The organism is Pseudomonadota bacterium, from assembly GCA_022361155.1.
Lineage (GTDB): Bacteria > Myxococcota_A > Polyangia > Polyangiales > JAKSBK01 > JAKSBK01.
In genome coordinates, this window is record JAKSBK010000161.1 from 1 (window position 1) to 26,451 (window position 26,451).

At 65.6% G+C, this 26,451-nt stretch carries 16 protein-coding genes; 11 read left to right on the top strand and 5 right to left on the bottom strand.

Annotated elements, in window-relative coordinates:
• Positions 1-150 precede the first annotated feature (150 nt).
• From MJD61_05665 to MJD61_05705, 9 genes are all read left to right on the top strand, one after another.
• Positions 151-999 (top strand): ABC transporter ATP-binding protein, encoded by an 849-nt coding sequence (locus MJD61_05665; GenBank protein MCG8554765.1) that lies wholly within the window; start codon positions 151-153, stop codon positions 997-999.
• A 136-nt stretch (positions 1,000-1,135) separates the two neighbouring features.
• A complete protein-coding gene (gene bamA, locus MJD61_05670) occupies positions 1,136-3,688 on the top strand; it encodes an outer membrane protein assembly factor BamA (protein MCG8554766.1) in 2,553 nt (850 codons plus the stop codon).
• A 125-nt stretch (positions 3,689-3,813) separates the two neighbouring features.
• Complete coding sequence (locus MJD61_05675; protein ID MCG8554767.1) at positions 3,814-4,404, top strand: OmpH family outer membrane protein; 591 nt, start codon at positions 3,814-3,816, stop codon at positions 4,402-4,404.
• A gap of 203 nt (positions 4,405-4,607) precedes the next feature.
• Complete coding sequence (locus MJD61_05680; protein ID MCG8554768.1) at positions 4,608-5,906, top strand: TolC family protein; 1,299 nt, start codon at positions 4,608-4,610, stop codon at positions 5,904-5,906.
• 80 nt (positions 5,907-5,986) lie between these two features.
• On the top strand, positions 5,987-7,600 hold the full coding sequence (locus MJD61_05685) for a hypothetical protein (GenBank protein ID MCG8554769.1): 1,614 nt from the start codon (positions 5,987-5,989) through the stop codon (positions 7,598-7,600).
• A gap of 321 nt (positions 7,601-7,921) precedes the next feature.
• On the top strand, positions 7,922-9,043 hold the full coding sequence (locus MJD61_05690) for a hypothetical protein (protein MCG8554770.1): 1,122 nt from the start codon (positions 7,922-7,924) through the stop codon (positions 9,041-9,043).
• 85 nt (positions 9,044-9,128) lie between these two features.
• Positions 9,129-9,728 (top strand): RNA polymerase sigma factor, encoded by a 600-nt coding sequence (locus tag MJD61_05695; GenBank protein MCG8554771.1) that lies wholly within the window; start codon positions 9,129-9,131, stop codon positions 9,726-9,728.
• Positions 9,725-11,434, top strand: coding sequence for a FecR family protein (locus tag MJD61_05700; GenBank protein ID MCG8554772.1), 1,710 nt, complete (start codon positions 9,725-9,727; stop codon positions 11,432-11,434). Before MJD61_05695 ends, MJD61_05700 begins: the two co-directional genes overlap by 4 nt.
• Positions 11,435-11,639: 205 nt before the next feature.
• The gene (locus MJD61_05705) at positions 11,640-12,155 is read left to right on the top strand and encodes a hypothetical protein (GenBank protein ID MCG8554773.1); all 516 of its coding nucleotides are present in this window, start codon (positions 11,640-11,642) and stop codon (positions 12,153-12,155) included.
• Between the two features lie 20 nt (positions 12,156-12,175).
• Here MJD61_05705 and MJD61_05710 read toward each other — a convergent pair whose 3' ends face one another.
• Together MJD61_05710 and MJD61_05715 are read right to left on the bottom strand one after the other, a co-directional pair.
• Positions 12,176-14,962, bottom strand: a complete 2,787-nt coding sequence (locus tag MJD61_05710; protein MCG8554774.1) for a glycosyl hydrolase-related protein — start codon at positions 14,960-14,962, stop codon at positions 12,176-12,178.
• Positions 14,963-15,014: 52 nt separating this feature from the next.
• Positions 15,015-16,376, bottom strand: a complete 1,362-nt coding sequence (locus MJD61_05715; GenBank protein MCG8554775.1) for a VCBS repeat-containing protein — start codon at positions 16,374-16,376, stop codon at positions 15,015-15,017.
• Positions 16,377-16,572: 196 nt separating this feature from the next.
• Between MJD61_05715 and metG the strand changes: the two genes are divergently transcribed.
• On the top strand, positions 16,573-18,588 hold the full coding sequence (gene metG, locus MJD61_05720) for a methionine--tRNA ligase (GenBank protein MCG8554776.1): 2,016 nt from the start codon (positions 16,573-16,575) through the stop codon (positions 18,586-18,588).
• A gap of 43 nt (positions 18,589-18,631) precedes the next feature.
• A complete protein-coding gene (locus MJD61_05725; protein MCG8554777.1) occupies positions 18,632-19,861 on the top strand; it encodes a HEAT repeat domain-containing protein in 1,230 nt (409 codons plus the stop codon).
• A 46-nt stretch (positions 19,862-19,907) separates the two neighbouring features.
• Here the strand turns inward: MJD61_05725 and MJD61_05730 are convergent, their stop codons facing one another.
• The 3 genes from MJD61_05730 to MJD61_05740 all read right to left on the bottom strand — a co-directional run.
• Positions 19,908-23,720, bottom strand: coding sequence for a beta-propeller domain-containing protein (locus MJD61_05730; GenBank protein ID MCG8554778.1), 3,813 nt, complete (start codon positions 23,718-23,720; stop codon positions 19,908-19,910).
• Positions 23,721-24,028: 308 nt separating this feature from the next.
• Positions 24,029-25,240 (bottom strand): hypothetical protein, encoded by a 1,212-nt coding sequence (locus MJD61_05735; protein MCG8554779.1) that lies wholly within the window; start codon positions 25,238-25,240, stop codon positions 24,029-24,031.
• A 161-nt stretch (positions 25,241-25,401) separates the two neighbouring features.
• On the bottom strand, positions 25,402-26,451 hold a 1,050-nt coding region (locus MJD61_05740), incomplete at its 5' end, for a hypothetical protein (GenBank protein MCG8554780.1).

The following is a 26,451-nucleotide window of genomic DNA, read 5'->3' on the forward strand; positions in this document are numbered from 1 at the left end:
CCGAAGTCTACTACATCGACCGCCTGCCCATTCACACGGACGCCATGGAGTTTGCCGCCGTGGGCGTGGCATCGGTTGCGGTCTGCTTGCTGGTTACGATCTACCCTGCCTTGCTGGCCAGCAGGTTGCGACCGGTTGATGCGCTGCGCCATGAGTAAGGAGTCTCCTCAAGACAGCTCGATCGTTGCGACCGCGTTGCCGGACGCGAGATCTTCGAACGAAATCCTCGCGGCGGAAGTGCGCTCGGGCGTGTCCTATCCCCCCCGAAACAAGTCACCGGCCACACCCCTGGTCGTGGTAGAGGCCGCCGCCAAGCGGTTCATTCATGAAGGGCACGAGATCGATGTCCTTCGGGGAATCGACCTGAGCATCGAGGCCGGCGAGATGCTGTGTGTCGTGGGCCCCTCGGGCGCTGGCAAGAGCACGCTGCTGCATCTGATGGGAACGCTCGATCTGCCAACGGCGGGACGCATCTTGTACGAGGGCCAGGATGTGACCCGCTACTCCAGCTCGCGGCTCGCGGACTTCCGCAACCAAAGCATCGGTTTCGTGTTCCAGTTCCATCATCTGCTTCCCGAATTCACGGCCCTGGAAAACGTGATGATGCCGGGACTGATCCGCGGCGGTCAGGGACGTGCCCTGGAGCAGCATGCGCGAGACCTCTTGAGCGATGTCGGTCTTGATCACCGGCTCTCCCACCGCCCTGGGGAACTGTCCGGAGGCGAGCAGCAGCGCGTGGCCCTCGCCCGCGCGATCGTGATGCGGCCCAAGCTGGTATTGGCCGACGAACCCACCGGCAACCTGGATAGCAACACGAGCAAGGCCATCCATGGCCTGTTCTTTCGCCTGAATAGTCGCCGAGGCACGACCTTTCTGATAGTGACGCACAGTGCAGATTTTGCCCGACAGATGCCCCGCGTGGTTCACATGCGCGATGGCCGAATCGAACGCGACCAGAGGCGAGCTCCTATTGACCCGCCGAGGGGGCCCGAGCTATAGGGCGGCGCGCGTCCCGGGCCGCCGGGCCGAGGCCGTGCCGGCAGCAGATCCTCGTGTTGTAGCGGGGCAAGCAAGGATACGATGCTGCGCTGGATTTCAGCGAGACCGCAGCGACCCGACGACGAGAATCCCGAGAGTGTCGCGAGCGAGTGCAAACACCGTCCTGCTGCGCGCGGGCCTGCTCATCGGCTGCTGGGGCCTTGCCGTTTCCGCGGCGGCGCAGCCCACACCCACGCAAGCCGGACGCGGGCGACCGGCGGGTGACAGCAGCGCGCAGAGCGAGGATAGCTACGAGCCCAGCGTGGCACCGCCGATTCCCCGCACCGTATGCCACGGGCGGCGCATCCGCACGATCCGTGTTCTCGGTCAGGGGCGCGTGGCCGAAGAGGACATCCGGGCTACCGTGAAGCTGCGCGCCGGCCTCCCCTGCACCGATGGGGAAGTCACCCGGGACCTGAAGGCCCTATGGAGGCTGGGCTACTTCGACGACATCGTGGTCGAAGCGGACGCCGACGGACGCGAGGTCGACCTCCTGTTTCGCGTGAAGGAACGACCCGCCATCGGTCGCATCGTCTTCGAGGGCAACGACGAGGTCGACAAAAAGACCCTGCAGGAGAAGGTGACCTTGCAGGAGGGGGCCGTGCTGTCCGTCCCCGATGTGCGCAAGCACGTAGGCAAGCTGCGCGACCTTTACGCGGAGAAGGGCTTCTTTCTGGCCAATATCGACTATCGGCTGAAGAAGCTGCCGCGCAACGAGGTAGAGGTTGTCTTCGCCGTCACGGAGGGCGACGAGGTCACGGTGCGGCGGGTGCGCTTCGCCGGCAACGAGCACCTCAGCGACACCGAGCTCAAGCAGTACATGCAAACTCGCGAGACAGGCGCCCTGTCGGCGATAACCTCCAACAACACCTTCAAGCGCGAGCAGTTCGACGAAGACATCAACCGACTGCAAGCGCTCTACTACGATCACGGCTACCTCACGATCCAGGTGGGCGACCCGCGCATCGAGTTGACCCCTGACCGGCGCCACATCGACATCACCGTCCCGGTGCGCGAGGGACCGCGCTATCGCGTGGGGCGCCTGCGGATCCTCGAGATCGATGAGACCGGCGAAGAGACCACGCCCCTCGCGGGTCGCCGGAGGCTGCGCGAGCAGATCGACCTCGATCCTGGTGACTGGTTCAGTCGCTCCACCATCGCCAAAAACCTACTCGATATCACGACCTTCTATCACGACCACGGCTACGCGAAGGTCGACATCTCACCGCAAACCGAGCTCGAGCCGGAACGCAAAGTCGTCCACGTGATCGTGCAGATCAAGCGTGGACCGGTCGTTCACATCGAGCGGATCAACGTCAAAGGCAACGCCAAGACGCGAGACCTGGTGATTCGCCGCGAGCTTCGCATCGTCGAAGGTGAGCTCTACAGCCGAACCAAGATCGAGCTCTCGAAGAACCGTGTGCAGGCTTTGGGCTACTTCGAGAGCGTGAGCGTGGCCGAGGAGGAAGGCAGCGCTTCGGACGGCATCGTGCTCAATTTCGAGGTCACGGAACGAGCAACCGGAACCTTTCAAATCGGCATGGGCCTGTCTTCGATCGAGAACTTCATCTTCAACGCCCAGATTCAGCAGCAGAATTTTCTCGGACGTGGTCAGACAGTCAGCCTGCAGCTGCAGATGTCAGGCATCCGGCAGATCATGCAGCTGCAGTTCATGGAGCCGTATCTGTACGAGACGCGCTGGATGCTCTCGCTCGAGGGCTTCAAGAACCTCCTTCAGTTTCAGGACTTCAACCGCGATTCGACCGGCGCCGCCGTGATGCTCGGCCATCCGATCGTGCACGACAACTTGCAGCTCTTCGTCAACTATCGCCTGGAAAACGTGAACATTCGAGCGAGCACCAGTGCAGGCTTCGCGGGCACGCAGGCCTGGAACCTGACCACATTGGCAAACCTGTCCAACAACTTCCGCGAAGGCAATCTCAGCTCGATCCGTCTGATGCTCGGCTGGGACTCGCGCGACAATCGGTTGTTTCCAACCGACGGGGTGTACACGCAGGCCTCGGTAGAGCTCGCCCACAGCCTGATCGGGTCGAAGATATCGTTCCTGCGCCCCCAATTCTTCCTCCGTTTCTATTATCCCGTGCTTGGGGGGCTCGTCTTCAAGACCAACACCAACTTCGCGCTGATCGGCTCGCTGTCCAAGACTGGCGTACCGATCTCCGAGCGCTATTTCCTCGGAGGCATCTACACGGTTCGGGGTTTTCTCTTCCGCTCCCTGGGACCCCGTGCCGGCCTGACGACCAATCCAGACCCCACCGGCTTCGTTCCCGCCGGTGGCCTGCCGTTCGGCGGCAATATTCAGCTTTATACCAACGTGGAGCTGGAATTCGAGCTGATCCGGGCCGTGGGAATCCGCGGGGTCCTGTTCTTCGACGCCGGCAACACTTGGAACATCGAAAGCAAACTGTGTCAGGTCCCAAAGGCCAACATCCAACACCCGCAGGCCGCAGCGGCCGCCGATCCATGCGGGTTTCATCCCTTGGCGCTGCGCAAGTCGGTGGGCTTCGGTTTCCGTTGGTTCTCGCCTATGGGCCCGCTGCGTTTCGAATGGGGCCTACCCTTGCGGCCGAACGTCGCCATGGGCGAAAAGAAGATGGATTTCCAGTTCACGATTGGCAATCCCTTCTGAATCCTCGTCCTTCCGATGGCGTCTCAGGGTCGTGGTGACCCCTGACCCGCACCCCATAGGGGCTCACCACCAGGCTTGACGCTGTGGCAGTCTGCGTGTAGCTAGCCGCCACGAAAGGAACTGGTATGACGACCTTCCGACTGCCGCACCGTGGAGCAAGACGAGCTCGCCGCGGCCTGCTCGCGATGGGCACACTGCTGCTGACATGCGTCTGTGGAAGCGCTGCCGCGCAGAGCAGAATCGCCGTGGTGGACATCCAGCGTGCCATCAACGAGACCGAGGACGGACGCAAAGCCAAGGCACAGCTCAAGAAGCTATTCAACAAACGACAGAAAGTCCTCGACAAGAAGCAGAAGGCCATCAAGAGCATGAAGGAAGAGCTCGAGAAGCAAAAGGACGTGCTGTCCAAGACGGCCCTGCAAAAGCGGCTCGAGGGTTATCAGAAGGCGGCAGTCGAGCTGCAGGGAGTGTACGTCGAATACCAACGTGAGCTCGCTGCAAAGGAAGCGGAGCTCACCAAGGGCATCATCGAGCGCATGCGAGGCATTCTCCGCCGCATCGGACAATCGCAGGGCTACGCACTGATCGTGGAACGCAACGAGGCAGGCGTCATGTGGGTGCCGTCTAATCTGGATCTTACCGATATGCTCATCCAGCGCTACAATTCTGGAAAGGGCCGCCCGAAGAAGAAGCGGCGCTCGAAAAAGACAAAGTAAAGCGTCGGGCCAGAATAACGTTGCCATTTCGACTCCGATCCAGTCCGCTCAGCGATGTTTCGCCGCCTTCAACCACACCGAGCATTCGCGCGGCGGCGCGCCTTGCCGGCCGGGCGCCTCGAAGCCGTTGTGTCCTCGTTGTTGCGCTTGTCCTGCTGGCATGGTGCCCCGCTGCCCTGGCCAGCGAGGACAAGCCTGCAGCGATGGATCTGAACCAGTTGCTCGGGCTTGCGGAGCACAACTACGCCGGTTTGAAGGCAAGCGCCCATGCAATCGCGGCGGCCGAGGCCAAGCTCGCCGAGGCTTGGGTATCGCCTTTCTTTCAGCTGAACGTCACCAGCCTGTTCTCGCTCGTACCAAACGTCAGCGGCCACCCCCTCTTGAGCCGCGACTCGCAGCTTCCGCTATCCAACCCCTGGGGCCCCATGGTCCAGGTTGGCTTGCAGGGGGCCATTCCGCTGTGGACGTTCGGCAAGCTTGGCGCCGCGCGCGAAGCGGCCCGAGCGGGCGTGCGCGCAAGCACTCACAAGCGCAAACAGGTTCTCGCACGACTGCGCAGCGACGTACGCAGAGCCTACTTCGGGCTGCAGTTCGCCCTGGACACGCTGCAAATGATCGCGGAGGGACGTGCCAAGCTCGAGAGTGGGGTGGCGCTGCTCGAACAGCGCCTCGAGCAGGGCGACTCCGATGCCAACGTGCTGGATCGCTACCGACTCGCGGCAGCGCTGAGCGAAGTGGACGCGCGCCGCTCGGAGGCACGCCGCCTGGAACAGACTTCCCGCGCGGCGCTCACCCTGCTCACGGGCCTCGACGAGATAACGGTACCCGATTGTCCGCTGGAGCCGATTGCGACCGAGCCGAAATCGCTCGGCTGGCACCTCGACATGGCGCGGACGCATCGACCCGATGCTGGCATGTTGCGCACTTCCGTCGAGGCCCGGGAGGCTAAACTGCGAGCGGAACGGGCCGGCTACCTCCCCGATCTGGCACTCACCGTGCAGGCCTCGAGAAGCCACACCCCGGGCGTGACGAATCAGACCAATCCGTTCGTCGTCGATCCCGCCAACTACAACGCGCTGGGAGCGGGACTGGCGGCCCGCTGGTCACTGGACCTGTGGGGTAACCACTACCGGGTCGAACGAGCATCCCGGCAGCTGGCCGAGACACGCGCCCAAGCACAAGAAGCACTCACCGGCATCTCGCTGCAGATCGCCGCTGAACGGGAGGCTCTGCTCGATGCTCGACGCCGGCTAGCGGCCTGGCGCCGCGGCCACCGCGACACGCGCAAGTGGCTCGTTACGGTCGCCCAAGGCTATCAAATCGGAACGCTTCAGGCGCGAGACCTGGTCGACTCGCTGCGCGCCTACTTCACTGCGCGCTTCAGCCACCTTCAGGCGATCCACGATACCAACTCGAGCCTTGCGCGGCTCGAGCAGGCCATCGGAACGCCCATCGTCGCTGACGACGCTTGGCTGCAGACCTGCGCTCCCGAAGGTCCGTAGTTGGTCGATAGCCAAGAAAAGGCTGTGGTTTCTCCGCCCGTGCTGCGCTCGGCGTTCGCTGCGCTAGACTAGGGAGTGCCTTGTCGACCCGAACCGCCTTGTCGATCGGTAACGCCCTGCTGCCGCAAGTCTTCCTCCTTGCGAGCGCGTTGGGCTGCGCGACCGAAACCGACCTGGTCGTGATTCGCAACCTGGAACCGGGGTCCAGCGCGAGTGGAAGCGCATCGGCGCCCCCCACACCACCACCGACCGCCCCGCCTGCTCCGCCGCCCGCGCCCCCGCCGCATGGCGAGTGGGTGACCGTTGCGGGAGGCCGAATGGACGATCGGGCCAATTCCGTGGCGGTCACCGCAGATGGCGCAGTCGTCACCGGCCGCTACGAGGCCATGGCCACCTTTGGCACAACACAGGTCTCCGGAAGCCGCCGCCACGCGAGCCTCTTCCTAGCCAAGTACAAGGAGGGCAGCGGTGAGTTCGCGTGGGTGACGACCAGCGCCACGGTCGAATGCCAGCGCAGCGACGAGGAACGCCCGCTCCCCTGCTCCAATGGCCTCGCCGTGGCGGTCAACCCCGTGGACGACAGCATCTGTCTGGGAGGCTATTTCGCCGGCAAGCTCAGGCTGGCCCCAGGCGTCCCACCTGTGCACTCCACACGGCCCGACGTCGTCGACGGTTTCGTGTCCAAGCTCGACCGCGACGGCAGGCTACTGTGGTTTCAGGCGCTCCGCGGAACCGGAAACCAGGAAACGCGAGCGATCGGGGCGAATCTGGATGGCGGTTGCACGGCGGCAGGGACGTTTCGAGGCGAGATGCGCTACTGGGACGGTGCCAACCGGGTGACTTCGCCGCATGGCTGGCACGACTCCCTTTTTCTGGCCAAGTACGACGCTGTTGGCGGCGGTGAGTGGATCGTCACCGCCGGCGGGCCGCACGCCGATATCGAGGCACGCGGTCTGGCTTTTGGCCCGGCGGGCGACGTTGTGCTCACCGGTCGCAGCTGGGGTCCCAACGTGACGTTCGGATCCCGCGGGATCCCGGGCCCGACGAACGCGATCAGCTCCACAGAGCGCAGTGCTTTCCTGGCTCGCTACTCAGGGGACGGCGATTTGCGCTGGGCGCTGCGCGTCGGCGATGAGGCGACCCGGTCAGGGGGAAAGAGCGTGGCCATGGACCTCGCCGGCAATGCGTACGTGACCGGTTACGTCAACAGCACAGGGCGCAAGATCCGCTTCGGTTCCATCGCCGGCGCATCCCGCCCTCACGACCCGGTTGGATGGGATGACGCTTTCGTGGCCAAGTACAGACCGAACGGCAGGTTGGCCTGGGCCAAGCTGTTGGGTAGCACCGCGGGCGACGACACCGGTTGGGGGGTCGCCGTGGATGCGTTAGGCAGTGTGCTCGTCACCGGCGGACTGGAGGGGGACGTGCGCTTCTCGGGCAAGGAGCACACGAATCTCGGAGGCCCCGGAAACAGCGATGTCTTTCTGGCCCGCTACGATGTCCGTGGCCGGCCCCAAACCTTGCGCGTCGATGGAAGCCGGGGGCGGGAGGAAGCGGGACGCGCGCTCGCCATCTCGCCTCTGGCCGGCCGGATCTATGTGGCGGGCACCCTGGCTGGAGGCGGTTCATTGACGCCCGTCCAGTGGGGCGAGTCGGACGCGTTCCTCGCCTCGTTTCCGGCCGAGCCCCCGTAAAAGGCCCATCAGAACATGTCCTGCAAAGGCAAGGTCAGGACGATAAGAAAGACGCCGACCGTTTCGGCCCCGCAACGCCACTACCCAATTAGCAGGTGGCAGCCATTCCACATGCGCCTCGGCTGGTTTTGGGCGGGGTATTACGTGCGCTGTCGCCTGTCACCGTACCAAGCACTCCAGCAAGTGCCGCGACGGTGGATTGTTGGGCCACCACGCACACCCGCTAACCGCTTTCGCGGCACAATAGGCCATGGCCGGGGCGCCGACACGCGACCCGGCCATGGCTTTCCTTTTGGTCTTGGGCGCTTGGGCCTCACCTGCATGTTGCCTGGCCTGCTCGCGCTCCTGTTCAGCTGGCGTCCGGCGCTCGGCCAGTCCGACACCGACGATCGTTTTCGGCAGATCGTGTTCCAGCTCGACTCGAGCAGCGACGACGCGCTTGTCGCCGCCGTGCGCGAAGCGCTCGATGCCCAGATGACAGCCTCCAAAGTGAGGATCGATCTGGAACGCGAGTCCGTGGCGAAGGCCTCGCTGCACGAGCGCATCGAGCAAGCTCGACGCAGGGCTGTGCAACGGCCTGTGCTGGGCGTGTTCTGGCTCGATGCGCACCGATCCGGCGATTGGCTGCTGTATCTGTTTGCACCGGAAGGCGACCGCGTGCTGGTGCGACGCATACCGGCTACGTCCGAAGCCCAGGCCGCAGCGGTCGAAGCCGTGTCGGTCATCACGCAATCGGCCACGTCGGCGCTGCTGCGCGGGCACCGGCCCGGGATGCAGCCGGTTCAGCGGCGATTCATCCGTTCCCAGCCTCGGGCCAAGCAGGCGGCGGCCCAAAAGGTCACCCAACCCAGGAAGGTGTCTCGGCCTGCTCCGGTCTATCGCCGGATCAGCGTCCGCAGAGACACGAGCATGGTCTTCGCGGTGGGCCACGGTCCGCAGCTCTACGCACCAAGCCAGTGGCAGCGCACCACGCGATTTGCGATCGGCGCCGAGCTGCGAAGTCGTTACTATCTAGGCGTTCAGTATTGGTTGGTCCCCGCTTTGAGCGTGGATTTCCCACAGACGTCGATGACGCTGCGCCGTCATCCGCTGGCGTTTTTTGCTGGGCTTCGCAACCGCCTCGGTCCATTGACCCTGTCGGCCGACATGTCGCTGGTAGGAGAGCTCGTGACGCGGCGCAGCGTCCCGAACGAATCGACAACGCCGGATACCTCTCGCGTAGTTTGGGCCATGGCTCCGAGGCTGCGGATCGGGCTACGTCCCCTGGCGAGTCTCGAGCTCTACCTCGCAGGATCCCTCGACATGTTTTTCACATTTATCAGGTTTTCCGAAGCGGAAAGGGACCCCAGCGGACGGCTGAGCACCCCGCAGGTTCTGCTGGACCCCTACAGATTTCGTCCCACATTGGAGTTGGGGTTGGCTTGGCTGCCCTATGGGCAGTAGGCGCCTTCCCGACCATTCTTGCGCGATGGCACCACTAACCAGACAGGAGAAACGGGCCCAGGCAGCTGTGCGGAATGGGCGAGCAATGATCCAGTCGGGACCACAGCCCGGTCATGACAAAGACCTACGCCTCATGCTGCGCGTTGCGGCGGGGGACCGGGAGGCACAGCGAGTCCTGGCGCTGCGCCTGGTGGGACGGGTGCACAGGCTGAGCCGTCGCTTGATGGCCAACGCCAGCGAGGCGGAAGACGCGGCGCAGACGGCGTTGATCCAAATCCTGCGCGCGGCGGGTACTTTTCGACACGAGTCCTCGCTCGAGCGTTGGGCAGATCGCATCGCGGCCCGGACCATACTCCGCCACGCTCGAGCGCAGCGGCGCAAGGCCGGCGTCGTCGTACCGCTCCTGGATCCCGAGAACCTGCCGCACTCCGGGGCGGAGCTTCGCATCGAACGGCAGGGGGTGTTCCGAAGCGTCGAGCAGCACATGAGGCTGCTCACTCCAGCGCAACGCGAGGCGCTCGTACTCAAGCACGCGCTTGGCTACACCACCGAGGAGATCGCTGAGCTTGCCGAAAGACCCGTGGGCACGATCAAGGATCGGCTGGTCAACGGGCGCAGGCGGCTGCGCAAACTGCTGCAGCGCGAGCTGGTAGCTGCGGCTCGCAGGGCGGAGGCGACGGGATGACCTTCTTGCAGGATCGAGACTTCAAGCGTTGGGCCGAGCTCGTCGATCGTCAGGAGGCCGGGGAACAGCTCTCCCCCGAGCAAGAGGCATTCGTCCTAGAGCACACGAAGACCAACCCGCTGGCGCGACGCGAACAGGAGCTTTTGGCAGAGCTTTCCGATCTGGGAGCAAGCCCGGAAGGGCTCGAGCATCTGGTGAAGAGCGCGCTCGACCGGACGACCAGCGGACCGGCAGGGTCCGGCCTGCAGCCCCGCTCGGCCGGGCTCGAGCCGGCGCCGCTCGGGGCGCCTCAGCTGCCACCAAGACCGCAAGACGCGACTGCATCCCGGACCCAAAGGCAGCCGGGTGGTGCTCAGCGCGTGCACGGGCGGCTCCGGTTTGGCTGGCGGACTGGCGCGATCGTGGCTGCAGCGGCAGCGGCCGTGCTGCTGCTCCCCTGGCTGGACGTCGAGACCTGGCTCGGCCCGCCTGCCTTCGACTCCCACGCTCCACGGCAGCAAGCTTCTCGGTGCGAGCTCGTGTACGGCTCGGGATCGGTTACGGTCGCCGGCAGGCCGCTGCGCGCAGCAGGCACGCTGGTCACGCAGGGCCAGCTCGTTCGGACCGGCGATGGATTGGCCTGCCTTTCCATCGACCCGGGCATTGACCTGTGCCTTGACAGGCACACCAGCGTGCGGCTCTCGAAGCTCTCCGGCCCGGATCGGGAGGTGGCCCTGCTGGACGGCAAGGCGGCCGCGGTGCTTGCCCGGCAGCCCGAAGGCCATCGGTTTTCGGTCGTTGCGTCGGACACCTGGGTGACGGCGATAGGCACGGCGTTCACGGTGGACGTAAGGGAGGCCTCGCAAGGGGTCGTTACCACGGTGCTGCAAGGAAGCGTACGCATCGGCCAAGCTCGGCAAGGACAGGTCGTCCGAGCGCACCGGCGGGCCGTGCGGCGCAGGCATCGCCTCGACATCAAGCCGGTCACACGGACAACGGAGTCACGCGAATGGGGTGCCCTGCATCTGGGATCGCTGTGGAAGGGCCCCCATGCAGCCTCGCTGCAAGCGAGCGCGCTCGGATCCGGGGAAGCGCTGTGGCTCGACGACAAGCCGCTCGGCCAGGCTCCGCTGTCGTCGTTGATCCCTGCGGGACGTCATGTCGCCGAGATACGTGTTGGACGGGCAGTACGAGCAAGAATTGCGTTCACTGCGCAGCCGGGGCAGCACGTATTGCTGACCCCGGACATGTTCGAGCCGCTGGTCCCCTCTCCGCCGGCGCGGTCGACCCCCATAGTGAGAAAGGAACGACGCGCACCTGCCAAACCGGCCAGCAGACTGTCGGTGATCGGGTTGCTTCACGATGCACACCACAGCATGCAGCAAGGGCAGTGGCTGGCTGCAGCCGCAGCCTATCGGAAGCTCGGCCGTGCGTTCCCCGAGAGCTCGGAGGCACACACGGCCCTGGTGCCGCTCGCCAGGCTCGAGCTTGACCGGCTAAGCAGCCCGCGCAGCGCCCTCAAGCGCCTCGATCGCTACCTGGGCAGGGGCGGTTCCCTGACCGAGGAAGCCCGTTACATGCGGATCCGTAGCCTGCGCGCACTCGGGCGAACTGCGCAGGCGCGTCGGGCCTCGGTCGAATTTCTCGAGCGCCATCCCGAGAGCCTGCACGCCGACAGCATTCGCACCGGGCTCGCAGGCGAGGAGCCCCGGCCGCAACGACGCTGACGTGAAACTTGCGTTTCAGGCTAGCCCTCGCTACGCGAGCGGGGCGGTTGGCCGCTCGGGAAGCGACGAGAGCCCCGTCAGCGTCCTCAACGACCGCTTCTCGCCCATCAGGATCAGACTCATTGTGACGAATCACCGGTCGGAGCTGGCTAGGAACTGACTCGGGTTGATCTTTTTCCGGTCTTTTGGCTACAACACGCGCATCATGGAAAGAGACGCACTTTGCAGGTTAGCTTGGTCCTCGGTGGCAGTGCTGGGCACGCTGCTGGTAGCTCACTGTGGCGGAGGGCACGAGGAGCATACGGTCGACGAAGCCGGATGCGAGCACATCGTCGAACCGTTTGATGCCGTCCAGGAGACCGCAACCGTCGACATCGCGACCGCTCCCGGCCAGACGCACGAGCACGTGCACGAGCGCATCAACCTCGTGCCTTTTGAAGGCGGCATGGGCGGTTTCGTCAAGTTCCCGGCACCCGCGCCCGCGGAGTACACCATGTTCTTCGACAGCTTCATCACGCTTGAAGTGTTCGACGAGCGCCAGACTCCCATTCCACCCAAGTTCATGCCGGCACCGAGCCAGCTCTGTCCAGACAATATCCCCGTGCAGTACAGCTACGATCTGCAGAATGCCCTCTACATCCTGAAGCTCGGCGGCATGGGCTACACACAGAACTTCGTGGGAGTCGTGATCGAGGACACGATCCGCCTCAAGGGCCACTGAGCTGCCGTTTCCGACTCAAGCTAGAAGACCACTTCCAGGGTGAGAATCTCGTGCGCCCCGAGCTCCAACGCGACCTGCCCGTTCGCCTGAAACGATAGCTGCTGCTCGCGTTGCTCGAGCAGGCTGCAGCGAAAAACTGCGGTCGGTGCCGCGCCGAAACGTAGCCGCTCCGTGAGCGCGTGCGCGCGCAGGTTGTACAGGCGCAGGATCAAGCTGTCGCGATCCTGCGTCTTCTTGATCGCGCTCAGCACCGTATCCTCCGAAGCCTTCGAAACGAGCTCCGCACCAGCGCGCAGGCCGTCTTGAACCCCCTGAACGACGACCACAGGAGTCAGGTAGCGCAGTGCAACATCGCTGGCCCGACTCTGCATGGCCTGCACGCCCTCAGCCGAGCCATGAACCGGAGCCAGTGCGTAGCGGAAGCTCATCTTGCGCAGGCACTGTGCCCCGGGCGTGTAGAGGGTCGGGCCCGCACTCTTGCACTTGCGGCTCGCAAAATCGTCGCGCGACAACCAGCCCACCGAGCGAAGCAAGGTAAGGAGCAACGCGCTGCCGTCCTGCCCCTGTGCGCCGGCGATTTCCGGTAGGCCTTGGTTGACGACGGCCAGTCCGTTCCGTTCATCCCGGATCAGTGAGAAGCGCTGCTGCGGATAGGTCTCCGGAGAGGGCTGCGACCAGTCCTCTTGGCCAAAGGCCGTGCGGACCAGCGGTCGCTCGCTCAGGTAGAACTGGCTGTCCGATAGCAAGCAATGCGTCCGGATGGGCGTTGGAAAGCGCGCCCTGACCCGATGGTCCTGCGCCCTGTTTTCGAATTCGGTAGTGACCGACAGCCACGGACAGCGGTAGTCCATGCGGACCCTCACCGAGACCCGGCAGGCCACGGTCTGCTCCGAGCGCTTGCTGCGGTCGTTGCTGAGGCTGGCCGGCAGCTGCCACTCGAAGGCCACCTCCATCTCTGCTCGCAGCGCCGAAGCGCTCACGACGCAGACTTCGCCACGTACCGACTCGGTCGTCAGCGTGCCAGCGCCAGGACAGGGACTGAAGTCGTACTCATCGCCCACATCCGCGCAGTCCTCGAGCAAGTTTAGACCTCGACAGTGCAGGCCGCCCCGCTTGTCTTCCAGGTCGAAGGTTCCGTTGGGCCACAGAACTACACGCAGCAGGCTGTTTTCCATGGTATTGCCATCGACCCGCACCGCTTCCTCACCCAGATCGAGGGGAAGCTCCCGCGCGCCCTCGTGTACGAAGAAGTTGGCGTGACCGCAGGCCGGCAGGCTCTCGGCGTAAAAGCGCAGCAGCACGTACTGATCGCTCGTGGCCTGCTCCGAAGCCGGCCGAAAGATACGCTCCGCGAAGTGAGCCCGGTAGGGAGCGAAGCCGAGCTCTTGCGTCTCGGATGAAAGCCGGCGCCTGTAATCCACTCCCCAAAAGCGCTCTACCTGCTCGGAGCGGATAACCTCGGTCGGCAGCTCGCGACCCTGCTCGTCCACCACGGCCAGTCGCTCGGCGGCCAGGCCGGGAGGCTGAAACACGACCATGCGCTCGATCACGGCCCCGCGGCGCCGCGGTAACGAATTGAGCACGCACAGTGCCGTGTGTCGATCATCGGCCCGATGACGCGCGAAGGTCGGCGCGATCGCTTCGAGCTGGACGCGCAGCAGCTCCTGTGCGCTGTCGATCACCTCCCGGAAGCGACTCTCCATGGCTTCGTGAACCTCATCGATGCTGCAACCGCAGATCGAATCGTGAGGGTGGTTCTGCAGCAGCTTCTTCCAGGCGGCTTCCAGTGCCCCGGCGGGATAATCGCAACCGTGACGGAAGTGCAGATAAGCACACAGCGGCTCGAGGGTGTTTTCCAGGAGCCTCTGGCAACGACCATTGAGCTGCTTGAGGTACATCCGGGTCGACCAGACTCCACTCAGAATCAAGTGATGGCGACCCTCGATCAGCTCCCCTTGCCGGACGCTGAGATCGCTCTGCCGCTCCTTCAGATCGTGCCGGGCCGCGGCCAGGAAGTCCGCGAAGCTGCCGTGGCGGAACTCGGTTTCAGGCATCGACTGCCGCAGCGAGCGAAGGATACGCTCAAAGTCTTGCTGGGGAGGCAGGTGATCGCAGCCGTTGTTGATGAGCAGCACCCGGGACCTGCTGCGCTGCCCCATCTCCTCAAGCAGCTCGCTCACCTGGGCCCGCGCGCGCTCGAGGCTCACTGCGCGCTGCGTGTGCGCATGCCACAGCTCCTCGAAGCCCAGAGCGCCCCCGTTGCAGTATCCCTTCCACTGATGGATCGCTAGCACCTCGCTGCCGTCCGGTGCCCTCCAGCGATACTCGAGCCCGGTGTCGTCGAGCTCGCTGCCATCTCCCCGCGAGTAGATGAAGGAATCGATCCCCGCCTTTCGGAGTATCTGCGGCATCTGGGCAATGTGTCCGAAGGCATCCGGTGCGTAGCCGACCTTCTGCGCTTCCCCAAAGCGCGCAGCTAGCTCGTGTCCCAGCATCAGGTTGCGCACCGTCGCCTCTCCGCTCACGAGGATCTCGTCCGCAAGCACGTACCAGGGCCCCAACGACAGCGCTCCCCGCTTTGCCAGCCGCGCGATCCGCTCGGCATCAAAGGGCCGCAGCTCGAGATAGTCTTCGAGCGCGATCGTCTGCCCGTCCAGCACGAAATGCCGGAACTCGCCCTTCCCCTCCAGGAGATCCAGCACCTTCGCGACCACTTCCGCCAGCTTCACGCGAAACGCGCCAAGAGGCAGGTACCATTCCCGATCCCAATGCGTATGCGAAACGAGGTACGCTGTATTGGATGCCATGCTCTACAGTACCCTTGCTCGGCTCCGCCTGCCTTACCTAATCACTTGGCCCCTACCCACCTAGCAGCGACAGGGGGACGGGCATGATGTTCCACGTGAGCATGGAGGCGGGCAGCGCGCGCTTGTGGATGACCTGGCGGCGCGGGCGGCCGCGCAAAAGAACGTAGCGGCGCAGCTCGCCCTGTTCGTCGGAAGCCACGTACAGCTCGTCGATTTTGTCGCCATCGAGATCGGCAACCACTGCCGCGTGCTCGAAGCCCGAAGACTCCTTGTCCAGGTTCTGTATCCCCCACTCGCCCCGCGGGTCGGTACCGGGCCGCAGCAGCCACAGCCCACTGCGGTAGGCGGCGGCAACGAGCTCTTGCTTGCCGTCTCCGTCCAGATCTCCAGCGGTCAAGAACCGGCAGAAGCGGTCTCGCAGGCGCGCGATGACATGCCCCTTGTTGGCTGGCGTATCGTGATCGTAGCGGCGAATCTCCACGCCCTCGACGATCCGTACAGAGTCGCCATCCTTCTCCGTCAGCGCCTCGACCGCGACGTAGAGCTCGTCACGACCGTCACCGTCCACGTCCCCCACGTAGATCTCCTTGGCGTGGCGGTTGCCCAAGTCAGCTACTACGCTGCGACCTAGCCCTTTCTTCGGTACATAGCGCACGACCTGTCCCCGCTGCGCGTGGTCGCCCTCGAGCCGGTTGGGCTCCGAGGGCGTGGCGTAGACCTCCATCACGCCATCCCGATCGAGGTCACCGACCTCGATCTCGTGGATGAAGGTGTCGGCCTGGCGGTCCAGCCGTTCGACCTTGAACCCTCCATCATCCCGGGCACGCAAAACCGCGACCACACCCTGATCGTGGGTCCCCACCGCGATATCGAGCCTACCGGTTCCGTACAGGTCCGCGACTTCGGCGTCGCGCATGCGGCTGTGTTTGCCACCAAAGTCCTCGGTCCACAGGGTGCGGGCAACAAACCTCGTGTCGTTGCCGTGGGACTCGGCGGCCCACAACTTGACCGCGGCCCGGGTCCCGGCCACGGTGAGCACCCCGGCAGCGCCGCGCCGGGGCCGATAGGGCATCGCCTTGTGAAAGACGTTGCTGTCAGGGTCCTCGACTACCTGGGTCAACCACTTGCCGTCCTTGCGTCGCAGAATCTCCATGCGCGCCGCGCCGGGCTTGGGCAGGACCTTCCCGTCCTTGACCCCGAACTGCGCATAGGCGACGAGCAGCCCCCTGGGCAGATTCGCCGCGACTTGCACCGCGGCAGCGCGAGCCTGCCGCTCGGGAGCCGGGTCTGCGACCGGAGCTGGCTGTGGGCTCGGTCCTTCGGCGGGTGCTTGAGGTGCCGTCTTCGAGCAACCGGCCCCCACGGTCACGCCGACCAAAGCGGCCATCCACAGCGACAGATTGACCTCGCCCATGCGTACCCTCGGCACCCCCCGCGACGGGGTGTAGCCGAAGCCAGCCGATCTGTAAACGCGGCTCCGAGCACCTGCCGGAAGCGGCGCCGCTCCCCGGGAGCCCGAACGAGTACGCCGTTGGCGGTGTTGCTCTTCCTCGCAATATCCCCAATAGTCCCCGTCGCACCTTGGGTTCATCCAAGACTGTACCACGTCCATGCCGAAGCCCTTCTACGTCACCACGCCCATCTACTACGTCAACGACCGGCCTCACATCGGCACGGCCTACTCCACGATCGCTGCGGATGTGCTCGCTCGCTATCAGCGGCTGCGCGGCCGGCCGACACGCTTTTTGACGGGCCTCGACGAGCACGGTCAGAAGATCGAACGACGGGCTCGCGAGCAGGGAGTCGAGCCGAAGCAATTTGTCGACAGCATGGCGCGGCCCTTTGCTGAAGCTTGGAGAAAGCTGCGCTGCGAGCACGACGACCTCATTCGCACCACGGAGGAGCGCCACAAGACCAAGGCTCAAGCGCTGTGGCGTCGCATGCTGCAAGCCGGCGACATCTACCTTGGCAAGTACGAGGGATGGTACTCGGTCTCGTCGGAGGCCTTCTACACAGACAAGGATCTGCTTCCCGGCAACCTCGACCCGATCAGCAAGAAACCGGTCGAATGGGTGCGGGAGGAGAGCTACTTCTTTCGTCTGTCCAAGTACACCCAGCCGCTTTTGGAATTTTACGAACGCAATCCCAGCTTCGTGAGGCCCGAAGCACGTTTCAACGAGGTCAAGAGCTTCGTGCGGGAGGGGCTGCGCGATCTTTCGGTCTCGCGCACGAGCTTCAAGTGGGGAGTACCCGTACCGGGCGACGATCGCCACATCATGTACGTGTGGCTCGATGCGCTCACCAACTACATCAGCGCCCTGGGCGGTCCCGTCGAAGCAACCGAAGCGCCGATGTTTCGACGCTTCTGGACACCCAGCGCCGAGGTGGTGCACATCGTCGGCAAGGACATTCTACGCTTTCACGCGATCTATTGGCCCGCACACCTGATGAGCGCCGGCATGACGCCGCCGAGCCAAGTCTGGGCTCACGGGTGGCTAACGGTCGACGGCGTGAAGATGTCCAAGAGCCTGGGCAACTTCATACCGCCCGGGCCGCTGGTGGACGCTCTGGGCGCCGACGTGCTGCGCTACTACCTGATGCGCGACGTGGGTTTCGGCCACGACGGGGACTTCAGCCACCGGAACCTGCTCGCTCGCTACAACGGAGAGCTCGCAAACGGGCTGGGCAATCTGTTGCAACGCATGGTGGCCAGCATCGTCAAACGCAGCCTGAATGGACGCGTACCAACGCCGCATCGCGATCCGCGCGAGCTCGTCGATGAGGAGCTCGTCGCTGTTGCCAAGCGCTCCGCACTGGCGGCAGCGAGGCACATGGACGCCATCGCCCCGCACCGCGCCCTCGAGAGCGTTTGGGAGCTTGTGATGGCCGCCAACCGCTACGTCGATCAAACAGCCCCATGGGCCCTCGCCAAAGCGTCCAAGCGCGAGCGCCTGGAGCAGGTTGCCTACACGGTGCTCGAGGCCTTGCGCTGGTTGGCGGTCATGGTGTGGCCGTTCATGCCCGACAAGGCGGGTGCGCTCAACGCCCAGCTTGGTCTGGCGCCGGTCGAGCCCAGAATCGGCCAGGACCAGTGGCCCGCGCAATGGGGCCAGCTTGCCGGCGGCCAGGCAATCCATCCCGGCGAGCCGCTGTTTCCCCGCATCGACAAGAAGCAAGAAGCCGAACTGCTGGCGCGACTGACCGTAGCGCCAGCCCCGACCGCAACAAAGGCCCGCCCGAAGTCGCCCGACAGAAGCGAGCGACAGAAACAAACCACGTCGGAGAGCGAGCAGGCCATCGGCCTCGTGACCATTGATGCGCTTCAAAAGATCAACCTGCTGGTGGCACGGGTGCGAAAAGCCGAACGCGTGCCCAAGAGCGACAAGCTGGTACGCCTGCTGGTCGATCTGGGCGAAACCGAGCCAAGGCAGATCCTCGCCGGGATCGGCCAACACTACGAGCCGGAAGCGCTCCACGAACGCAACGTGGTCGTCGTCGCCAACCTCAAGCCGCGCGAGATGATGGGTATGCTCTCGCAAGGGATGCTGCTCGTCGCAAGCCACGGCGAGCGCTTGGCCTTGCTGGAGGTGGATGGGGCTGTGCCCCCGGGCAGCCGCATCAGTTAGTTTCTTTCCGGGATCGCGCCAGGCCGGCTACGCTAGGTTGACCATGTCGTGGTTGTTGCCGCCGCTCGAGCCCACGTATTCGGCTGCGCTGCGGGACGTGAACGCGACCGGCGTCGAGGCGCGGGTCGCGGCCGCGCAACGACTTGCTCGTCCAGATGCAGGCGATGACAAGCGCGCCGTCGAGGGGCTCCTCAAGCTTGCCGCCGACGCCGACCCGAGGGTCCGTTGCGCTGCCATCGTATCGCTGGCTCGACTGGACGACACGGATCTTGTTCGTGAACAAGGCATGTGCACCGTTCTTGCCCGCTTCGAGGACGCCGATCCTCACGTGCGGGAGCTCGCGGTCATAGCTGCAGCCCAGGTCGCTGGCGCGTCGTCGTTTGAAGCGCTTCGACGCGCGTTGGGCAGCCCTCACCCCGAGGTACGCTTTCAGGCGGCAGCCGGCATCGCGGAAGTGGCCCCGAGCGAAACTCTGGCGGAATTGCCTCCCTTGCTGCGCGACGGCGACGCTGAAGTGAGAGCGAACGCCGCGCGTGCCCTCGGCTCGCTAGCCCGCGCCGATCACCAAGCTCGAGCCGCCCCGCACATGCGGAACCGGCTGGCCGAGGCGCCGGCGACAGGGGCCGATGCGCGGGGCCCCGACGAGAAAGCCTGCCGGCTTGAGCAAGGGTCGCTAGCGCAAATCCGACAACTGCTGCGCGCGGCGCTGGACGACACGGACCGCGCGGTTCGGCGGGAAGCGGCTCTTGGATTGGGGCGGCTCCAGCAGGACGAAGCGCTTTTCGAGCTGTGCGACGCGCTCGAGGATCCAAGCTACGGGCAGGAGGCAGCGGAGGTGCTCGGAACGCTTGCCGACGCGCGGGCCACCGAGCCGCTGGCTCGCGTAGCCGCAAGCATGCTCAAGCCCGTCTCCCTGAGAATCGCCTCGGCGAGGAGCCTCATCTTGCTGGGAGACCAGCGGGGCATCGATGGACTAAAACGAGTGCTGCGAGGCTGGCGCTCGGCTGGGCGCAGCTACGCAGCGGAAGTCGCGGGCGAGCTCGAGGTAGTGGAGCTCGCAGACAGCCTCGCACGTCTTGCCACGCGCCCGCGTGGCTCGGATCCCGTGGTCGTTGCCCGAGCCCTGGCAAAGCTGGCATCCCGCAGCGAGCCTGCGCTACGTGCCCTGGAGCGCCTGGCCAGCCACCACGGCGAAGCTGCCGAAGTAGCTCGCGCCGCGCTGGAGAGCATCGCGGCCGGCGAGTGCCTCGCTCAGGCTGCGTTGCGAGCGTAGAGGTGACGGCGCGTCAGCGCCCACCAGGTCTGGGCCGTGGATACCGCTACAGGTTGTGCAGCGTGGCGTCGAAGCGGTACAGGCCGTAGCTGCCGGCTGCGATGGTGAGCTGGCTGCCGTCGAAGAGCAGGCTCTGGGACCAGCCGTTGGTGGGGAAGAACGCTTGCTCGAACATGGCGGCGGGCTGCTCCAGGTTGACCACCACGTAGCCGCCCCACCACAGATGCAGCAGCGCCCGGCCGGGCACGAGCTCCTTGAGTGAGAGCTCGGGGTTGACGCCGAGCGAGCCAGCGATCGTCAGGTCGGACGTATCGATGACTACCAGCTCCAACGCCCGCGCCGGTGCGGTGACGGCCGGTCCCGGCTGCGCCGGTGGCGGGGTCTGCGTGTAGCGCGCCATCAGGGCGTGCCCCGCCTGGTCGAACTTCATGTCCCGGATGCTGCCCGGGTCGAATTGCAGGCGGTGGGTCAGCGTGGCAAGCCCATCGCCGAGCTCGACTCGCGACAGCCAGATCTCGAGCTCGCCCGTGGCGCGCCAGGTGGTGTCGCCGGTGAGCAGCGCGCTGCCTTCCAGGGCGACCGGCACACCGGGAATGTTGATCGCGGCCGCGCGTACGGGCGCGCCTGGGCTCGACAGGTCGATCTCCTGCACGAAGTGACGCTGGTAGCCCTGCGGGTCGTTGGGCAGCTCTTCGCGCTGCATATAGCCGACGTACACGCTGTTGCCGCTGGCCAGCGATTCGGTGTAACGATCCTCGCGTGCGAATTCGATCGGCGCGGCCAGCGCAGGCTGCGCTGGGTCGCTCAGATCGAGCACGTGTAGGATCACGCGCTGCCAGTGGTCACGCAGCTCGTTCTGGCGGCAGCTGGTGACGATGTCCGGACGGGTCGTGTCGAGGCTCGCCCGGTCCACCGGCGTGCATGTGCCATCCGGCAGGCAGCGCTCGATCCGGCCCTGGCATTCCTCGGGGCCGCCATCGGTGCTGACACAATAGATGCTTCCGCGGTACCAGCCGCCGTCCGGCTCGGTGGTGCATTGGGGTGCGCGGGGCGGCTCGGGCTGGGCGGCGCTGCCAGCGCTGGCCGGGGGCGTGCTTGACGCACCCGTAGCCGTCGCAAGACCCGCGACACCGGCGTCGGCCCTGGCCGCAGCAGGCGAAGCCGTTCCGGTTCCGGCGGCACCGACCGCAGGCGAGCGTGTGGCCGCGATGCCAGGTGAGCCGCCGCAGTGCGGCAAGACGTACGTGCTGCAGTGCTCCTGTACGCCGGTGACCTCGTGTTCGCTGCGGCGCTCGATGAACGCTGCCGCGTCCCCGGCTACAAGCGACGGACCCACACTGCAACCAAGGCACACGGGCATCCGCGGCGGCACGCCCGGAGCGCCGGGTACGGAGAACACCGGACCGTAGCCGCCACCGCCCAGCGGGCGGTCCGTGGTCAGCGAGCCTGCGAGCGCGGGTGCCGTGGGATCACCGTAGTCATAGACCTCGATCAGGGTCTCTTGCCTGTACGTCGTCGCGGGCCCGATGAACCCAGATACACCTGCCAGCCCCATTGTCGCGGGCGTTGCACCCGCGCCGGTGCCCGGGTCGGGCGCGCCCGGCGGTGGTTGAACAGGCACGTAGCGCGTCCTCATCGCAAGCAGCTTCGAGCCACCCTGCACGATGCGACGGTCGCTCTTGATCTGCACGCTCGCCAGGGCAGGCGCTTCGTCCGGGTTGGCAGCCGCGTCGATCGTCTCGAGCGTGAAGCTGCCCTCGGGCTCGTAACGGTTGGCGGTCGGATAGCGCACCCGCACCAGATACGCCCCAAAGTCGTACACGCCGCCGAAGTTGGCTGCGAGCTCGAGCGTACCGAGCTCGCCTGGGGCGCCGGGGTTCGAGGTATCGAACAGGCTTAGCTCGGAGGACGAGACGTTAGCTGCCACGTCGGGAACGGCCATGAAGGTCCGCTCGACGCGCGAGCCGTGGTCCATCACCCCGCGTGCCGTCAGCGTGCTGGTCGAAAACGTGAACAGCTGCGCCGCCGCGAGGAGCGTGCCTGTCTGAAAGTCGTAGCTCTGGAACGGAACCAGCACCAGGCCCGTTTCCAGCGTGCCGTCGGGCGCAGTGACCGAGACGGCATGCTCCAGCACCGTGAAGGCCCGGTGGTCCCAGTTGGCGGCCGAGGAGCTCTGGTCGGCGGCCACGCTTGCACGCGCCAGCAGCGGCACGGGGTTCTTGAGGTCCGTGATATCGTACAGGCTCAATGCCACGCTGCGCGTGTGGTTCGCGTCGTCGATGCCGACACCGATCAGCCGCTCGTTGCCCTGCACCGCGCGGAAGAAGTCATTCCAGCCCGACACCACGTACTCCGCGTGCTCCTCGCAACCACCGGGCGCGGTGGGGTGATCGAGCCCGTTGATGGAGAAGGCGTGGAACGGGTCCTGCCGCAAGTAGGTCACGAAGAACGCCTTGTTGCCGACGAACAGGGTCGCGTACAGCTGCTGGCCGGCGCCGAAGTCGCACTGTGCGAGCTTGCCGAGCTGCTGCGGGTTGCTCGCGTCGAACGTCTCGACCTGGTTGAAGGCGCCGGCCGGACCCCAGCCCGTGGACACGACACGCAGCACGTCCCCGTGCAGATCCAGGTTGAATTGGCTTTGCACACGCCCCGAGACGAGCACCTCGCCGCCCTCGGCCATCACACCGCTGGGATCGCTGATGTCGACCAGCGTGACGCTGCTCTTGCCGCCCGAGGTGGTGTAGTCGAAGCGCGCAACAATCAGCGCTTCCGGCGTGGCCTGAATGTCACTGACCGAACCACCGAGGTCGAGCTGGCTGCGCTCGACCAGCCCGGTCGCCTCGACCCCGATGCTCTGGACGAGCGTGTGGCGCTCGAATCGCGAGTAGGTGCGGCCGCCTTCAGTCACGGTCACGAGCCGGGAGTCGTCGGCCGCCACATACAGCGCAGCCCGGGTGCCCTGCCGGGTCAGCCGGCTCTTGCGAATGCTGCCCTGGACGTCCACCGAATCGAGCACCACGGGCTCGGCGGGCACGCTCAAGTCCACCAAAAAAGCCCGGCTCGTGCCCCGCCCGCCGAAATAGCCGCTGCTTTGCGAAGAGCTCGGCCCGGGTGGGTAGTCCCGGACGTCGCTCATCAGCACAACCGCCCGATCTCCGTACGCATACAGCTCCACCGGACGGCCCTGCAGACGCAGCTTGCCTGCGATACGCGGCGCGCTCGGATTGGCGATGTCGATGACCTGCAAGCCGCGGTAGCGGTTCAAGTTGAGCAGGTGACCGCTGGCAAGCATGCGGTAGATGTCGCCTTCCTCGACACTGCGCCCCGCCGGGTCCTGCGCGGGACGCGGCCCCTCGGCAGGTCCCAGGCCGATGCCGCTCCCTTGGGACGCCGGCGGTAGTCCCGGCCCAGGCGCGGGGGACGGAGCCGCGGAACCCCCCCGACCCACGGCGCCCATGCCTCCCATTCCTATACCGGCTACCCCGCCCCCCACGGCCTGTCCGCTGCCGACACCGCCGTGGGAGGAGCCCGGTGAGCCAGCGCCGGGCCGCGCGTCCGGCCCTGACCTCGGTGCCGGCCGTGTCGGATCCGCGCTCACGAAGCTGGTGGCGCCCAGTACGCGGGACCTGGGATCCACCGGGCGATTCTCTTCATCAACGCCCTCGTCGAGATCGCCGTCCTCATCGCGTTCGCCGTCCTCGTCGCGTTCATCGTCGAACCCGCTCTGCGACAACCCGGCCCGCTTCACGTCAACAGCCAGCCGCTCGGCCGCACGCTGGCGCTCGAACGAACACCCCGCCAGCGCCGTGAGCAAACACAGCATCGACACCCTGCCAGGATAACCAAGATAACCATGCATGATCTTCCTCCCGCTTTCCTTCTGCAGGCGCGCTACAACGTCCTCGAGAGCGATCAAGCAAGCCGCATACCACGTTGCCGGTCAAACACACAGAACGGAACATTCCGCGACAACACGCGACCGTGAGCTTCACCCACCCTCAAGGGTCAACTGGGAACATGCGGCTCACCCCTTGAGCGCCTCCGCCAGGCTTTCACAACCCATCGAGCAACGCAAGGGCTGCGCGCAACGCGTGCCATGGTGTGCCGGAACGCCACCTTCGATGCCGAAGCGCTCCGGCCAGAACCGCACCATGGCGGCGTTTGCGGCTACTGGGTCCCACAGGCGCCGCCGTCACTACCCGGCAGCACCACCTCGACCTCCTGGGTATCCAGACGACTGCGACCCTCCGCACGCAGGGTCACCAGCACGCCAAAACGGCGCGTCTCACTCTCCGGCCGCAGGTTCGGCGCGTCCAGCTCGAGCTCGAACGTCACGCGCGTGCCCGGTTGCACGCCCAGGAACGCCCGATCGGTTCTCCGCCGTACGCCCGCCGGCGGATCGGCCTTGACGGCTCTCACACCGCGCACGACGCTCAGCGCATCGAATCCGTCGCCGGGAACGTCGGCGATCGTGGCATCCACGTCGAGCGGGACATCGCTCGCCAGGCGTTTGATCGCGTCCACGATGCTCTGCCCGATCTCGTTCCCGGCATGCCCGATGTCAAAGGCCAAAGCCTCCTCACCCACCGCACCGGTGTCGCGCGCTAGCGCCGCAAGGTGCGGCATCGGGGAGGAGTGGAACAGATCGCGTGCGCCGAGCCCAAGGACCAGGATGCCTCGCTCTCTGAGCACTTCGAGCGTGCGCTCGTAGCTGTGGGGCGCCGGCGGACCGAAACGGTAGGGCTCGTACGGCGGCACGTCCGGGGGGCCGTTGTGAAACGGCGCGTCCGTTACCATCAGCACGACCGGCAATGCGTCGTCGCGAAAGCAGGCGCCCCCGGTTCCCCCAAAGGGGCAGCCCGCGGACGGCTCGATGAACGGCTCGAGCCCTTCCCCGGTCGCGATCTGGTAGAGCGCCTCGATCTGAGCTTCCGGCTCGTCGCGGTTGCCCCAGGAGGGAATGTGCTGCAGCGCGGCGACTATTCGCTGAGGGTCCTGGGTGATCGTGGCACGCATCTCGAAAGGACGCGGACCCCCCATCGGATCCGGATCGGCGTGTGGTGGAACCGGAAACTCACCGGCGAGGGCGAGCCCGAATGCCGCGTCGGGGATCTGGTCGAACACCCGTGGCACGACAACCGAGCCAAGACCGCTGCGCACGTTCTCGATCTCGTCGGTCATGCTTCCTGTGGCATCCAACAGTAGAAACACGTCCACGACTGCAAGCGAGACCGGAAGCGTGAACTGGACCGTGGTTGGTCCCTGCTGCGGCCGGAGCTCGACACACGGGACGAGACGCCCGATCGATGCATCCGGAAGCACCGAGATGGAGTGCGGGCTGGACAGGTCGGTCCTCGCCCCGCAGGCAGCAATTAGCATCAGGCACAGCCCGACTGCTGGCCGGGCGCGACCGTGCCCAGGCACGTTCGCCTGGATCTTTTCGTGCGGCTCAGGGGTCCGCCTGCAGGCGCGAAGCTCCTGAAACGGCGGTTGCCGCGGCTGACCCGAAGACATCACACTACAGCAACGATACCACGACTCTACTGACGCGTCGTGCCGTCCGGACCGCAGCCCCTGCCGTCGAGGGCAGGCACCACGAGATCCACCTCGCCCTGACCCAGGTAGGTACGGTCGTCGCCTCGGAACACCACTACAAGCCGATAACGCTGTGGCTCGGCCCTGCGCGTCACGCCCTCGGCCCGCACCCTGATCTCGAACTCGACCTGAGTTCCTGCCACGACGCCGATGAACTTGCCGGCGCTCAGATCGATCGCCTCCACTCCATGCATCGGAGTGGCTCGGATCGGGCGCACCTCCTCGACCCAGCTCACGATGTCCACGCCGTCCTCCGGTACCGGGTCCACCATATCGGTACCCACGTCAAACACTACAGCATCGGCAAATTCTTTCACCGCTTCGACAACCCCCGGGCCAAGCCGCTCTCCGTCAGATCCGATGTTGAAGACGATGGGATTGCCCGCCGAGTCGAGCGCGCCGGTCGCGCGCGACAGCGCCACGAGGTCAACGCTGTGCTGTCGATCCCCCGACCAAAGTCCTACTACCCGCATGCTTCGCTCGGTGACCACCTCGAGCATCTCCGCCCAGGTATGAACCCGGGCGCCGTACAGCCTTGCCGGGTCGTACGGACTACCGGTCACCGGACCGCCGTGCATCACCGCATCTGTGAACATCAGAACCACGGGCAGCGCATCGGGGCGGAAGCACGCCATACCGAAGCCACCGCTGGGGCAGCCCACGTTGGGCTCGACGAACCAACGCTCGGGACTGGGATCATCGGGTCCCCGCTCGAGCCCCTCACCGGTGGCCAGTTGGTACAGCGCCTCGATGTGAGCCTCAGGCTGGTCCTTGCCGTCGGCCAAGCGGACAGTGCGGAGTGCCGCCTGCACGGCCTCGAGGTCCCCGGTCATGCGCCGCCGGAGCAAGAACGGTGTATCGCCCGGAGCCTTACCGTAGTCGGGCAACGGAAAATCCGAAAACGTGCCCACGCCGAATTCCGTGTCAGGGATCTCCCCGAAGATTGCCGGCGCCAGCCGATCCTTGAGCTGCGCGCGAATCTCATCGATCTCACC

Excerpts from the sequence above, each read along its gene's own strand:
- MJD61_05710 (MCG8554774.1), bottom strand. The coding sequence starts at position 14,962 with ATGGCATCCAATACAGCGTACCTCGTTTCGCATACGCATTGGGATCGG.
- MJD61_05715 (MCG8554775.1), bottom strand. The coding sequence starts at position 16,376 with ATGGGCGAGGTCAATCTGTCGCTGTGGATGGCCGCTTTGGTCGGCGTG.
- metG (MCG8554776.1), top strand. The coding sequence starts at position 16,573 with ATGCCGAAGCCCTTCTACGTCACCACGCCCATCTACTACGTCAACGAC.
- MJD61_05680 (MCG8554768.1), top strand. The coding sequence starts at position 4,608 with ATGGATCTGAACCAGTTGCTCGGGCTTGCGGAGCACAACTACGCCGGT.
- MJD61_05735 (MCG8554779.1), bottom strand. The coding sequence starts at position 25,240 with ATGCTAATTGCTGCCTGCGGGGCGAGGACCGACCTGTCCAGCCCGCAC.
- MJD61_05725 (MCG8554777.1), top strand. The coding sequence starts at position 18,632 with ATGTCGTGGTTGTTGCCGCCGCTCGAGCCCACGTATTCGGCTGCGCTG.
- MJD61_05705 (MCG8554773.1), top strand. The coding sequence starts at position 11,640 with ATGGAAAGAGACGCACTTTGCAGGTTAGCTTGGTCCTCGGTGGCAGTG.
- MJD61_05675 (MCG8554767.1), top strand. The coding sequence starts at position 3,814 with ATGACGACCTTCCGACTGCCGCACCGTGGAGCAAGACGAGCTCGCCGC.
- MJD61_05695 (MCG8554771.1), top strand. The coding sequence starts at position 9,129 with ATGATCCAGTCGGGACCACAGCCCGGTCATGACAAAGACCTACGCCTC.
- MJD61_05690 (MCG8554770.1), top strand. The coding sequence starts at position 7,922 with ATGTTGCCTGGCCTGCTCGCGCTCCTGTTCAGCTGGCGTCCGGCGCTC.
- MJD61_05700 (MCG8554772.1), top strand. The coding sequence starts at position 9,725 with ATGACCTTCTTGCAGGATCGAGACTTCAAGCGTTGGGCCGAGCTCGTC.
- MJD61_05665 (MCG8554765.1), top strand. The coding sequence starts at position 151 with ATGAGTAAGGAGTCTCCTCAAGACAGCTCGATCGTTGCGACCGCGTTG.
- MJD61_05730 (MCG8554778.1), bottom strand. The coding sequence starts at position 23,720 with ATGCATGGTTATCTTGGTTATCCTGGCAGGGTGTCGATGCTGTGTTTG.